This is a genomic window from Photobacterium sp. NCIMB 13483 (assembly GCF_003025475.1).
In the GTDB taxonomy this organism is placed as follows: Bacteria; Pseudomonadota; Gammaproteobacteria; order Enterobacterales; family Vibrionaceae; genus Photobacterium; species Photobacterium piscicola.
The window spans coordinates 191,974-205,958 of the sequence record NZ_PYLV01000005.1; the positions used below are offsets into that span (position 1 = coordinate 191,974).

Sequence of the window (13,985 nt, forward strand, 5' to 3'; positions counted from 1 at the left end):
GAGCAAAAAATTATATATACAGCCATAAATATCTTATGGCTGATTTTAGTGATAAAAAATTAAACATTAGATGATTCAATACTCATCTGAAGTACATCTTCACCAGCAACAGCAAAATGTAGCTCAATACCACCTTTTGACGTTATGTTTTTTATTAACTTAATATCATGTTGACTATATTGCTTTAAAACAAGTTCGTGAAGTTCAGAAATTAATTTTTCTTTATCCACAACAGCTGCTTTTTTCTTGCTTTCAAACCACATATAAACATTTCACATACTGATTATAAACACAGTGATAATAAACCAGAACTCTCGTTTTCAGCAGCATATAACCGCTACTAAATATTAATCAGATCACAAAGATAATGATAAAAAATAACATTTGAGTCATTTATTGGCCATTTATCTTAGAGAGTGATTTTCTGAAGTCATAAGACTTATCTTAAAGGCGAGTCATCATAACACTTCAATAATGTAATTTTAGGTTACCATTTCCATTTACAACAGCCTTAAATATCAACAGATAAATATTCTAACTATCGATATAATTACACTTACTTGTTATTAAGAAGCATATAATTTCTCGTACTAACAATAAAATATCATTAAAATAAACTTATGATTAATATATAAAAGTTAACACCATTGTTAAATGGTAATAATTAAAATCACAGACTTACTCACTAATAAAAAATAATATTTGACGATAGCTATCAAGCCCGATATAAATGTAATTGATTTTTATTTACATTTATAATTCATTATAAAATTAATAACATTAATATACTTTTAATCTCACATTTAATTAGTGATTTCTTTCTATTATCATATTCTGTTCGGAGAAATAATAATGGCAAATAGTATTGCCTTATTGGGAAACCCAAACTGCGGTAAAACCACATTATTTAACATTTTAACTGGTTCAAGACAACGTACAGGTAATTGGGCGGGTGTAACCGTTGATAAAAAAGAAGGTGTTTATCACTACCACAACCAAACTATCACGGTGGTAGATTTACCGGGTATTTATTCTATGAGTTCCTTTGATGAACAAGGATCACTTGATGAACAAATTGGGTGTGAATATATTTTAAGTGGTGAAGCAGATCTTGTGGTTAATATTGTTGATGCCGCTAATATTGAGCGAAACCTTTATCTGACATTACAATTACTTGAAATGAATGTGCCCTGTCTGGTTGTACTTAATATGCTAGACATTGCCCGTCAAAAAAATATTGTTATTGATAGTGAAAAATTATCCGCTCAACTTGGTTGCCCTGTAGTTAGTTTAATTGCCAATAAAAATAAAGGTATCGAGCCATTAAAAGCAGCAATAGAAAAACAACTTATTACGCCTCAGTTATCTCAATTTAAAACAGAGTTTCCAGCACCGTTACATCAAGCTATCACACAATTAGCAACCGATATCCCTGATACATTAATTGCAGATAACAATAAAGAATGGTTGGCATTAAGATTACTAGAATCAGATATTTCAGCACAACATCATGTAATTAATACGAATATTCCAAATCGTGTAACACACTACCAACATACACTTTATCAAACATACCATGAACATGCTGATTTATTAATTGCCGACTCTCGCTATCAAACTGTCGCTACTCTCGTCAATCAATGTGCTTCCCATGAACAAGCGACTCAACACAAATTAACTCAATGGATCGATTCAATAGTGTTGAATCGTTATTTAGGGTTACCGATCTTTTTGTTCGTCATGTATTTAATGTTTTGGTTTGCAATTAATATAGGTGGTGGGCTCCAACCTATTTTTGATCAAGGTTCAGCTGCAATCTTCATTCACGGTACAGCGTGGCTATGCCAATATCTCGGTTTGCCTGTTTGGCTAACAGCCATTTTATCACAGGGACTTGGCGGCGGTATCAATACTGTAATGCCTTTTATCCCTCAAATAGGGTTAATGTTCTTATATCTTTCTGTATTAGAAGACAGTGGATATATGGCGCGAGCGGCTTTTGTTATCGACCGTTTGATGCAGTCAATAGGCTTACCCGGTAAATCATTTGTGCCACTCATTGTTGGCTTTGGTTGTAATATTCCATCAATCATGGCTTCGCGTACGCTTGAAACACCAAGAGACCGTATTCTCACCTCAATGATGGCGCCTTTTATGTCTTGTGGTGCTCGACTGGCTATTTTTGGCGTTTTTTCTGCTGCTTTTTTTCAAGGTATGGGCAGCTTGATCGTGTTCTCACTCTACTTGTTAGGTATTTTAGTGGCAGTACTAACGGGTTTTATATTAAAGAAAACGTTATTAACCGGCGAACCATCACCTTTTATCATGGAATTACCAACGTACCATGTGCCTAGTGTTAAAACGACCTTAATCCATAGCTGGAGCCGTCTTCGTGGCTTTTTAGTCAAAGCATGTCGACTAATTATTCCCATTTGTATGATTGTGATGGCACTCAATAGCATTACATTTTCTGGTCGAGTTATTGAACCTGGACAACAGCAACAATCTGCATTATCAGATATTGGTCGTTGGGTCACACCCGTGTTATCGCCACTTGGTGTCAACCAACAAAATTGGCCTGCAAGTGTTGGCTTATTAACAGGCTTCTTAGCTAAAGAAGTCGTTGTTGGTACACTTAACACCCTTTATAGCGCTGAATTAGCCAATAAGCAGCTTATTAACGGTTCCCAATCTTTCAATTTATCCGCAGAATTAAAAACCGCATGGCAAGATACTATTAATGGTGTTGTGAATAGTTTTTCATTAACCACATTGAAAAACCCGATCAAAGCCAGTGAAGCTGATGGCACGATGAATACAACAGCTATGGGGCAAATGCAGCATCAATTTGGATCTATGGTCGGTGCGTACGCATATTTAATCTTTGTTTTATTATATGTACCTTGCGTATCAACCATCGGGGTTATTGCTAAAGAAATTGGACGCAACTGGGCTTGGTTTTCTACTTTCTGGGGAATCGCAGTGGCTTATGCATTAGCTATCAGTTTTTACCAAAGCGCGACCTTTATGGCACATCCAACCGCTACCATCGGTTGGGTAGTTTTTGCAATATTACTCGTCACTAGCTTCATTATTGGGATTCGTTATTTAAGTCACAAAGTTGACTGGCAAATGTCAATTCCAACCACAGTCCCACAACATAAAAGTGGAGGCTGTCACTAATGGTATCCTTAATTGCAGTAAGAAATGCTGTGCGAACAGCAAGGATTATTTCACTGACTCAACTCAGCCAGCAATTTGACAGCGAACCACAATGGCTATTAATTTTACTTGATGATTTAATTAAAAGAGGAAAAATAGAACGTTGTGAAGTGATGAAAACCTGTAGTCAAGAATGCCAAGGGTGCCAAACAACAACGCTCGACATAACTTATCGCTGGTGTGATGAGCAAATCGCGATTGCTAATATTTAACGGCCTATTTAGACGTTAACATTAACCTAAAAGACCACTTCATTATGAATGACAGTGGTCTTTTAAATTATGTCTCTGTGTTTATTACGCCCCAGAAAAATTATATAACTTATCCGTTTCAATCGTTAATAACGTAAACAATTCATTGGTTAATTCTTCTGTCAATGCTAGCGCTAATGCTAATATTTCATGTTCAAAAGTATTAATACGTTCAATTGCTTGTTGAGGATGAAGAACATACAACGCTAGATATTCAGCTTCCATCTGCTGCTGTTTATGGGCTGTTTGTTGCTCGAAATCATGGTAAGCCTGCTGCACAACAGGAGCAAACTTATTCCAATCCATCATTGCTAATGTTTGTAGTTTACGGAACTTCCAATATGCAGAATGGCTATCTGCTGTATTTTCACCAATCGTGAGTACTTCAGGTACAGATGTCATGCCTTGATAAAAAGGTAAATACACACTAAGTGCCGTCATTCCATAAGCTATATATTGTACCTCACCAATCGCAATGGGTAACTGGGGCCGAACGTGTAATACGTGAGAATGCTCAGTACGAAAAACAGCTATCGGACGGTAAGAATCATTAGGATTACAATGAGCATAAGCGTCATGATCCGTCGCCTGATAGTGGTTACGTAAACCTAGCATGACATCATATACACTCAGTTTATACTTAGGTGTTAAATAAACAGGAAACGTTGCGCCTTGATCTATTTTAGTTGTTAGACCATCAGTATAGAGGTGTTGTAATGTCCATACCCGTGGGTAATTATATGTTTTATCATGCTCAATATCTTGAGAATAAGCACAATGAAAATTAAAGACACCACGATTTTCAGCCGACGGTAATTGGTGTTTTTTAGCAAATTCAACTAACCCAGCAGAAGCCATAAAATCGGGATGATCGGCAATATAATCAACTAATCGACCTTGATTAGCAGAAACAAAATATTTATCTGCTGGAATTTTAGCCGCCATCCAATGATGCCCACTACCGGTTTCTAAATACCAAATACCCTCTTTATCAACAAACGCAACGCCAAACCCCTCAGCAGTACCTTGCGTTTCAATAATATGACCAAGTAAAGCTACACCTTCTTGCGCACTATGTACTCGCGGCAAGATAACATTCACAATCGCATCTTCACCAATACCGGTGGCAATAACATAGGGATCAATAGCTAACACTTGTGCATTATTAAACACCGTTTCCGTTGCTGTCATACCAACGCCAGCAGAATTAAATCCAGCCGCACCAAAACTAGTACCATTGGTATCAAAATCAGAGTTTGAAGTATATTGCAGCGCATTTTTAGCTGCTGGATAGGTGAAATTATTCCCCATAGATCCGATGGAATGGAAATCTTGACGTTGTAAGGCTTCAGCTGGATGAAAATTAAAGAGTTTAGCGTTGATCGCTTCATGATCCTCATTACGAGCAATAATAAAAGATCCATCGATGGTGACTTGATTACCCACTAAAATTGTAGTGCAAGCACTTGTCGCTGATGTTGTTGTGTCTTTGTTATTAGGATATGTTGAAGAAGATTGTTTCATTAGCAGCTATCCAACGCATAAAATATTCCCTCACTGTATACGATGAAAACCCGTCATGTTTGTGATCATAGTCACAATTGATCTTTCTTTTATTTGTTTCTCTTTTTACATTTATGGATTAAAAACTAGAGCATGAATATGCTTATTACAAGGTAAAACGGCTTTGAGCATATGCCCAAAGCCGTTTTCCTGTTCACTATATTCTGCGTTCCACTTCAGAATATCACCTTAGCGTTCCGTCTAAGGTGGTTTGCAACTACTTATGCTTCAGCATTTAGCAGTGCTAGCGATTGCTGTGCAATCACAAACTCTTCATTGGTCGGAATCACCATTGCTAATGGTGTATTTTCCTGACTAATAATACCTTCAGCGCCAAAACGTGCAGCTTCATTACCAGCAACGTCTTCACGGTATCCAAAAATTTTCAATAAACGCATAATTTCACGGCGTACAGGTAAAGAGTTTTCACCAATACCACCAGTAAAGATAATGCCGTCTAATTCATCTAATGCAACCATGTATGAAGCAATGTATTTTGCCGCACGGTAACAGAAAACTTCAAACGCAAGTTTAGCGTCATGATTACCCGCTTCCATCGCTTCAATAATGCCACGACAATCGCTGGTTAAACCTGAAACCCCTAAGAAACCAGAGTTACTCACTAGTTCTTCATGTAAACGCTCTTGCGTCCAACCTTTCTTCAATAAATACTCAAGAATACTTGGATCAATATCACCACAACGCGTTCCCATCATAAGACCAGCAAGCGGGGTGAAACCCATTGAAGTATCAATACTCTCACCATTTTTAACCACACATACAGATGCGCCATTACCAAGGTGAACTGAAATAAAGCTTGATGCTTCAACAGGTTTATTTATGCGTTTTGCCGCTTCACGAGTAACGTAATAGTGGCTTGTACCATGTGCACCATAACGACGAATATTATATTGCTGACACACTTCTTTAGAAATTGCATAGGTGTATGCTTTTTCTGGCATCGTCTGGTGGAAAGCGGTATCAAACACTGCAAACTGTGACAATGTTGGAAAAGCTTTTGCTGCTGCTCGCATACCTAATACATGGGCAGGATTATGTAACGGAGCTAAATCGCTCAACGCTTCAATATCAGCCATGACTTGATCATCAACATGAACAGTACAATTGAATTTAGTTCCACCATGTACCACACGGTGACCAATTGTTACGATGTCGTCTTTCATACCAAGTTCATCAACTAAAGCAACAATACGATCAATTGCTTGTTGATGATGCCCGTTAAGGCCATTAAGTTTGAATTCTTGCTTTTCACCGTTCACTTTCCAACTAACAACGGCTTCAGGAAGATTAAAACACTCACCAAGACCACTTAACGTAGCTTCACCGGTTACCGTATCAATCAATGCAAATTTAAGTGAAGAACTACCAGAATTGATTACAAGAACTAAAGAATTGCTCATGGTTATCTCATCAGAATATTTAAGGGCGAATTTCGGATTTATTAACAACATCCAGTTTTATATTTACTCAGTTCAATGCGCGTAATAATCATTCAACTCAGTAAGTATGTTATAACCCATACTACTCAATTTTTTTTTAATGTCTCAACTTTTGTTTCAAAAACCACTTAAAAATTTAAATTTTACTGGTTTAGATCAATTTAAAGACTAAAAATCGATTTAATTCGCATAAATCCGCACCATTTAATCAAATTAAGTTGAATGTCACATGTGAATTTTTTCATATTCCAAGCTTTCACTAGGAGTAATATGTGACATATCAATCAAAAAGTTCAAATAAGCATCATTATTTCAATTGGAAGAGAGTATAGGCTTAATGAAAATAATGTTATCAGTTATGCATTCTCGCAGCGAATACTAAATAGTAAGAAAACATTACCGATCACAAACAAATTCGCTTTTTTAATAATGAATAACAAATTATTCATCTATTGACGGGTTATCCATTGTTATATAATAATCGTAAAGACGATCGATATCAGCACTACACATTATCGCCATTGCTGCTTTCAATTGTGTTTGTGACCAATACCACCACTGCATTTCAAGTAGTTGCTTGATGTGTGATGAGGTGAATCGTTTTTTAACGCACCGTCCTGGATTACCAACAACAATCGAATATGGTTCGACATCTTTAGTGATCACTGCTCGTGTTCCAATCACGGCCCCATCACCAATAGTAACACCCGGCATAATCACGCATTCAGCGCCAAGCCAAACATCATTACCAATAACAGTATTCCCCGCTCGTTCAAAGCCACTTTTTACCCCATCACCAAATTCTGCAAAATCAAATGGAAATGATGAGATCCAATCATGTCGATGACCTTGATTCCCAGCCATCATAATAACAACCCCACTGGCAATTGAACAAAAACGGCCAATAATAAGCTTATCGACTTCACCAAAAATACCCGATTGCCATACTTCATTACTTGATTTATCCCCTAGCAAATAATGAACGCATTGATCTTCAAAATGATGTTGATGGTAGTAACCTGAATAGTAACTATAATCACCCACTTCTATATTAGGATTAGTAATATGTTGCTTAATTTCATAACCGCCAATCCAAGATGGAAAAATACTCAACGCCATATCTCATCTCCTTGATACTCAACATTCACCACAAAACAGCATATTATAGATAAAATTCTCATCATAATGGATTAACTATGACACTTAATCAGTTACACAATGCTTACTTAGGTGAGCTTTATGGTATTAGTTTTTTTACCACATTTATTGAACAGTATAGTGACCCTCGCCATAACAACAAATGGCAGGCTTTATTAGAGGTTGAAATTATAACAGCTAAAGAACTGAAACTTGCATTAATACCTTTAGGGATAACATGTCCAGATTACGATCAAAAGATGGCACAACAAGGTATAGAGGATGCTAATAAATGGATTCACCTGCCATGGACGGCACTCATTGATACGATGGTTGTTTGGGTTGCCCCTTACCAGCAACGCTATCAACAGCAAGCTGATAATGCTCAACAATACCACGAATTATTTAATTTAATTGCTGACCATGAAAATGCTATTTATGATTTTTTAGTTGCAGAACAAGCCCATTCACCGAATAGCCTACAAATATTACAGCACTTTATTGATAATCATACGCTATAACGAGAACATAATTTGCTATACGGTAAATAACAGAGGCTCAATTATTTAATCGTTACTTGATAGCTGACATGAGCCGTAACACCAGCCTCAAGCTTGCCAGATAATTGCCAAATAATGCCGCCTTGATATCCATAATCATTAACACCATCAGGCGTCAAGATTTGGCAACTTAGCGCAGACGGTAAATTGCCATCATTGCAATCAATAGCAGTAGCTAAAGTGGTAAAATGAGGGACAGAAGCAGAAATATTAATATTAGAAATAGCACTATAGGTACTGTTAGCGACATAAATATTGTATTCAATTACATCACCAGGCTTGGCATCAATCAATGTTGATGCTTCACTCTGCTGCGTAATATTGGTAACGGTTTTTGTTAAAACCACATCATGAGAAATTGATGCTACAACAGTATAACTGGTTATATTTAATATAAAAAAAACAGAAAAATCACGTAGATACTTCAACATAATTTTGCCTCTTATTTCTTAAATAACAACTTTATTACTTATGATTTTATTGTCTCATTAGTCATTCATTGTCTTATTTTTAAGAAAAAGCTCATAACCTCAGCAACAGAACGATGATCAAGATGGGATTTTTTACGGAGAATGTTACTTCAATTAAAATAACCCGTTCAATATATGATTAGCACATTGTAAAATAGTCATTTATTGACACTAGTGCCACATAAACATAATAATAAATCTTTAATAAACAATACGTTAAAAAAAACAAACACAATCTTCCTTCAAAACACTTATCAAAGCCTTGATCATCGTTCCATTCACGGAGAAGAAGGATTATTGCCCTCTGGTGAAATAAACGATAAAGTCAATTATGTATAATTATTCATTTTTATTAGTGTAAATAAATTAAAAAATATTTCTTTTTCCTAATATTTTAATTTAATCAATAGGCCGAGGTATATAGTGAATGAAACCAAACATATATGTGATTTTATAAAAAATAATTATTTATTAACGCTATGCACAAATAGTCCGTCTGACTTATGGTGTGCTCATTGTTATTATATTTTTGATTCAAATAAAATGTCTCTATTTATTATGACAAGTGAAGAAAGCCATCACAGTCAATTAATGATACTAAATAAGAATATCGTTGGCACAATAGCACCTCAGCCAAAGAATATAATTGATATAAAAGGTATCCAATTTAAAGGTTATATAGAAAAACTAACAAATAAAGAAGAAAAGCGAGCAAAGAATCTTTATTACAATATTTTTCCTACAGCAAAATTTATTTCAGCACCAATTTGGGAAATAAAATTGACGATGCTGAAGATGACTGACAATAGTTTAGGCTTTGGTAAAAAGCTCATTTGGCCCCCTCAAATGACTTAAATAACATACAATCACGGACGCATATCAATACAATTAACAAATGTCAACGGGTGATTTCCCCCCTATTTTGTTATCAACGGCTTAGATATAGTTGCTACATTAATATTTCACCCAGCACTGGGGAGATATTAATAATTATCCGTAAGGATAAAATCGATAAGGGTTGTAATATGTGATATCAAATTACAACACTTATTGATTATCTCTTCTACACGTCGTACAGGATTATACTCTTAGGAGTCAACGTCTTGTTTTTGCCGATCTCTATGATCGGCTTTTTTTTATTCAATAAATTTTCGCTTATAAATTGAGCATTACATACTATATAGATTTACCCAATGTAATAAACTCATTACAATTAACGAAAATTACTATTAATAATAGACATAAAGCTCATAAGAAATGGACACTCACAGTACTCACCCCTCATTAGATATATTAAACCAATTACCTGGTTGTTGGGGTTGTAAAGATATAAATTCAGTTTTTGTTTATGTAAATGAGGAATACTCCAAAATCATAGGATTTAAAAACCCACTTGATTGTATTGGCTTCACGGATTTTGATATCCCCCATTTAAGCGCTAAATATGCATATATCTTTCAGCAACAAGACTTGCAAGTAATGACGACCGAAAAACGGTTACGCATTCTTGATATACATCCTTATGCGGATGGGTCTTGGCGAGCACATTTATTTACAAAAACGGCATGGCGAGACAATAATAATAAAATTATTGGTACCATTTTCTCAGGCATAGAACTAAAAGATACATCTCTACTTGAAATTGGACATTGGCTCTGTCGAACTGACGCGATTAAGCAGCAAGAAAAAAGTCATCATTTCAATCATCATCCCGTAAATATTTTATTGAATACCCGCGAATCAGAAGTGTTATTTTTACTGCTGTACGGTAAGAAACCACAATATATCTCTAAAACATTACAATTAGCCGTAAAAACAGTAGAAAACTATGTTGTTCGCCTACGAGATAAATTCAATGCTAATTCAAAAGGTGAGTTAATTGAATTAGCGCTTGATGCTGGCTTTGGTTCTCATATTCCAGAAAGTATGTTGAAGACACAACAATCTATCATATTACGTGAATATTAATAAAATTAGCAGAGTATAGATTACTCTGCTAATTCATTAGCTTATGGCGCTAAACGTTCAATATTCCAATCATTATCTTGATGACGGGAATATATGAAACGGTCATGTAAACGATGTTTACCACCTTGCCAAAATTCAATCGTTTGGAATTTAACTCTATATCCGCCCCAGAAACTAGGAAGAGGAACTTCCCCCGCCGAAAACTTCTGCTTTAATTCAAAAAACTTACCTTCTAAAGCCTGACGTGCAGACAAACGAGAGCTTTGTTTACTCGCCCAAGCGGCTATTTGACTTTCTTTTGGACGACTTGAAAAATACTTCATTACTTCAAGTGTTGATAGTTGCTCTACATAGCCAGTAACGTGGACTTGGCGCTCAAGTATATGCCAGGGAAAATGTAAACTGATTCTATTATTTAGATGCAATTGTTCAGCCTTACGGCTACTTAAATTTGTATAGAATATGAAACCTTCATTATCGACATCTTTTAATAAAACAATCCGTTGAAATGGTTGACCGTCAGCATTTACCGTCGCAATCGTCATTGCAGTCGGATCAGGTAAGTTGGCAGCAACAGCTTGTTGAAGCCACTTATTAAATAAATCGAGGGGGTCAGTTGGTAAATCATCGCGACGTAAACCACCTTTGGTATATTCTCGGCGAATATCACTTAAGTCCATTTTCTCTCTCCTACTTTAAAATACTTAATAATAAATCGTTACGTCATCATAAATAATTGAACAAAAAACACTTCTAGATTGCAAACGGATATTTATTGCATAAAGAAATAGACACATTTAGCGAAAAAGAACTTTAGTTGACAAACAATCAACTGCATATCGATTAGTTTTGATAAATTATATCAAATAGATATCTTCTTATTCAGCATCTCTTTATCAACTGTTTACTCGCTGAGTGCTGCACTTAACTTTTTTTTGGTGCTCAAATTATGACACTTTTCAAACGACAAGTTATTAGCCTAACCGTGTTAGTTTGCTCAGTTGTTAGCGCAGTGACTGCACAACAACTTTATTCAAGCTATTCCACATTAAAACATCAACATATCGTCGCATCACAAACAGATATTAATAGAGCCTTAGTTATACTACCTCAAGCTCTTACAAAGCTAAATGTTCCAATGATGTCAAATACTCAAGAGAAAAAATTATTAGCCATTGTTAATCATCTGTTTTCAAATGATAGCTATAGCCAAATAAACCTGACATCTGCCGATGCGCGCCAACTTATCCGCCAAGATAACGTTATATCGCCGATTCATTCACCAGCTTGGTTTCAATATATTTTTACGATTCCATCCCATACGGAACAACGAATAATTGAACATGAAAAGCAATCGCTTGGTTTATTAACAATAACAGTACAACCCATACTTAATTACCAACAATTATGGCAAATAAGCACGCGAACCGTACTATCAAATATACTGATTGCGCTTATCTCAAGTTTGTTAGTTTATGTTATTTGTTTAAAGAACTTCTCAGCATTAGCTCGGTTAACTGCCCGCGCTAAAACAATAGATAATTTAAATCAAGCACCACTATCAATACCGAATGAATCAGATTTAGCCATTATTGTGCGATCTTTTAATAAAATTTGTTATCAATTAGACACAAACTTTAAAAACCAAGCAGATGAAGCAATGAAATTAAGGCAACAAGCTTATCTTGATACTATTTCAGGGCTTGGGAACCGTAGTTTCTTTATTCATCAACTCAGTTCATGGCTGAATGAATCACATAAAGGTGGTTTAGGATTAATTCAAACAGATTTAATTAATGAGTGCTATCAAAATGAAGGTTTCAAACAAGGTGATGAATTAGTCAAAACAATAGCAACACGATTAAATGAAGTTTTAATCTTTAACGATGCAACACTTGCTCGCTTATCTAAAGATGAATTTGCAGTTCTTATCCCTAATATATCCATTGAAAAACTTACGCTTTATAGTAAATCATTAATAAACGTCTTTAATGACTTAAGTACTAACACCATTAATGACAATGTTGCTATTGGTTTGGTCTTCAATAACAACAAAAGTACGCCAAGTCAGATATTAACCCAGCTAGATAATGCATTAACTCAAGCCAAAATAATGCCTCATGAATCAGTGGCAATAATCAAAGATATAAATAATCAAACCACACTAGGTAAGCAACAATGGAAAGCATTACTTGAAGAAGCCATCAGTGAAGACTTATTTACTTACAAATATCAACCAGCCACCCTATCAAATGGTATCAATTATCATTATGAAGTATTTACCGCCATTAAGAAAAACAATAACTACTATTCGGCAGGTATGTTCTTAGGTGCGATAGAAGACTTAAAAATAGGTAGTTGGTTTGACAGACACGTTATTGTTACGATCATAAATAAATTAAATGCCGATAGGACAAGTGGTCCTTTCGCCATAAATATCACCAACAGCTGTATTAACGATCCAAGCTTTATTAGGTGGTTAGATAATTTATTACAAAAAAACACATTACTCAGCTCTCGGTTATTTTTTGAAATTCAAGAAATAAGCTGTATCAGGCATACAGATGCGGCTGGTATTTTATGCTCTATTATTCGTAAATACGGGTTTGGGTTTGGTATTGATAACTACGGTCGTAATTTTCAATCTTTAACTTACCTAAAAGAGTTACAACCTAATTACGTAAAAATCGATTACGTCTACACCCACCAACTGAATGATCAAACTAAATCAACTGTATTATCTTCAATTTGTAGAACTGCACACAGTCTTAATATTAAAGTGATCGCAACACGAGTAGAAACAGAAACTCAATTAGAGCGGCTATCTGAATTATTTGTTGGAGGCTATCAAGGATTTATCACGGATAAACACACTCAACCTGCATAAATCATTTACACTGTAAATTCAAACCACAGATGAAGTCTATTTACACTGTAAATAGACTTTTCCTTTTATCACTTTACAGTGTAAATTCCAATTTCACCTCAGACACAAAACTATCCTCCTGGTGTATTTACAGTGTAAATGATTATCCCCCCAACGCACCAATAAGCAATTTGCTGCATATTATATTTTTCTATATACTTTTTATTTATTATCCCAACTCCCCTTCTTGTTAGCTATGGTTGTTAGCTATGGTTGTTAGCTATGGTTGTTGGCTGTGGTTGTTGGCTGTGGTTGTTGGCTGTGGTTGTTGGCTGTGGTTGTTGGCTGTGGTTGTTGGCTGTGGTTGTTGGCTGTGGTTGTTGGCTGTGGTTGTTGGCTGTGGTTGTTGGCTGTGGTTGTTGGCTGTGGTTGTTGGCTGTGGTTGTTGGCTGTGGTTGTTGGCTGTAGTTGTTGGCTGTAGTTGTTGG

General features: G+C 35.6%; 13 protein-coding genes. 6 read left to right on the forward strand and 7 right to left on the reverse strand.

Annotation, left to right across the window (positions count from 1 at the left end):
- Positions 1-59 precede the first annotated feature (59 nt).
- Positions 60-263 (reverse strand): hypothetical protein, encoded by a 204-nt coding sequence (locus C9I86_RS06655; protein WP_080155422.1) that lies wholly within the window; start codon positions 261-263, stop codon positions 60-62.
- Positions 264-852: 589 nt separating this feature from the next.
- Between C9I86_RS06655 and feoB the strand changes: the two genes are divergently transcribed.
- Positions 853-3,183, forward strand: a complete 2,331-nt coding sequence (gene feoB, locus C9I86_RS06660) for a Fe(2+) transporter permease subunit FeoB (protein ID WP_107275970.1) — start codon at positions 853-855, stop codon at positions 3,181-3,183.
- Positions 3,183-3,434, forward strand: a complete 252-nt coding sequence (locus C9I86_RS06665) for a FeoC-like transcriptional regulator (protein ID WP_107275971.1) — start codon at positions 3,183-3,185, stop codon at positions 3,432-3,434. Before feoB ends, C9I86_RS06665 begins: the two co-directional genes overlap by 1 nt.
- A gap of 84 nt (positions 3,435-3,518) precedes the next feature.
- Here the strand turns inward: C9I86_RS06665 and C9I86_RS06670 are convergent, their stop codons facing one another.
- The 3 genes from C9I86_RS06670 to C9I86_RS06680 form a co-directional block, all read right to left on the reverse strand.
- Entirely contained in the window at positions 3,519-4,997 is a 1,479-nt protein-coding gene (locus C9I86_RS06670; RefSeq protein ID WP_107275972.1) for a C69 family dipeptidase, read from the reverse strand.
- 260 nt (positions 4,998-5,257) lie between these two features.
- Positions 5,258-6,457 (reverse strand): acetate/propionate family kinase, encoded by a 1,200-nt coding sequence (locus C9I86_RS06675; protein ID WP_080155418.1) that lies wholly within the window; start codon positions 6,455-6,457, stop codon positions 5,258-5,260.
- A 480-nt stretch (positions 6,458-6,937) separates the two neighbouring features.
- Entirely contained in the window at positions 6,938-7,615 is a 678-nt protein-coding gene (locus C9I86_RS06680) for a CatB-related O-acetyltransferase (RefSeq protein ID WP_080155417.1), read from the reverse strand.
- A 77-nt stretch (positions 7,616-7,692) separates the two neighbouring features.
- Here C9I86_RS06680 and C9I86_RS06685 point away from each other — a divergent pair, with 77 nt between their 5' ends.
- Entirely contained in the window at positions 7,693-8,154 is a 462-nt protein-coding gene (locus C9I86_RS06685) for a hypothetical protein (RefSeq protein WP_080155416.1), read from the forward strand.
- A 41-nt stretch (positions 8,155-8,195) separates the two neighbouring features.
- Here C9I86_RS06685 and C9I86_RS06690 read toward each other — a convergent pair whose 3' ends face one another.
- On the reverse strand, positions 8,196-8,624 hold the full coding sequence (locus C9I86_RS06690) for a hypothetical protein (protein WP_107275973.1): 429 nt from the start codon (positions 8,622-8,624) through the stop codon (positions 8,196-8,198).
- A gap of 462 nt (positions 8,625-9,086) precedes the next feature.
- On the opposite strand from C9I86_RS06690, the gene C9I86_RS06695 reads away from it, so the two are divergent.
- Together C9I86_RS06695 and C9I86_RS06700 are read left to right on the forward strand one after the other, a co-directional pair.
- Positions 9,087-9,518 carry a YhbP family protein gene (locus tag C9I86_RS06695; protein ID WP_080155414.1) on the forward strand — a complete coding sequence of 144 codons (432 nt, stop codon included), beginning with the start codon at positions 9,087-9,089 and terminating at the stop codon, positions 9,516-9,518.
- A 402-nt stretch (positions 9,519-9,920) separates the two neighbouring features.
- A complete protein-coding gene (locus C9I86_RS06700; protein WP_080155413.1) occupies positions 9,921-10,631 on the forward strand; it encodes a helix-turn-helix transcriptional regulator in 711 nt (236 codons plus the stop codon).
- 41 nt (positions 10,632-10,672) lie between these two features.
- Here C9I86_RS06700 and pdxH read toward each other — a convergent pair whose 3' ends face one another.
- Positions 10,673-11,311: a pyridoxamine 5'-phosphate oxidase gene (gene pdxH, locus C9I86_RS06705; protein WP_080155412.1), complete on the reverse strand. Its 639-nt coding sequence runs from the start codon at positions 11,309-11,311 to the stop codon at positions 10,673-10,675.
- A gap of 269 nt (positions 11,312-11,580) precedes the next feature.
- Between pdxH and C9I86_RS06710 the strand changes: the two genes are divergently transcribed.
- The gene (locus tag C9I86_RS06710) at positions 11,581-13,518 is read left to right on the forward strand and encodes an EAL domain-containing protein (protein WP_107275974.1); all 1,938 of its coding nucleotides are present in this window, start codon (positions 11,581-11,583) and stop codon (positions 13,516-13,518) included.
- A 255-nt stretch (positions 13,519-13,773) separates the two neighbouring features.
- Here the strand turns inward: C9I86_RS06710 and C9I86_RS20030 are convergent.
- Positions 13,774-13,985 (reverse strand): hypothetical protein (locus tag C9I86_RS20030; RefSeq protein WP_158258927.1); only part of this gene is annotated, 212 nt, incomplete at its 5' end.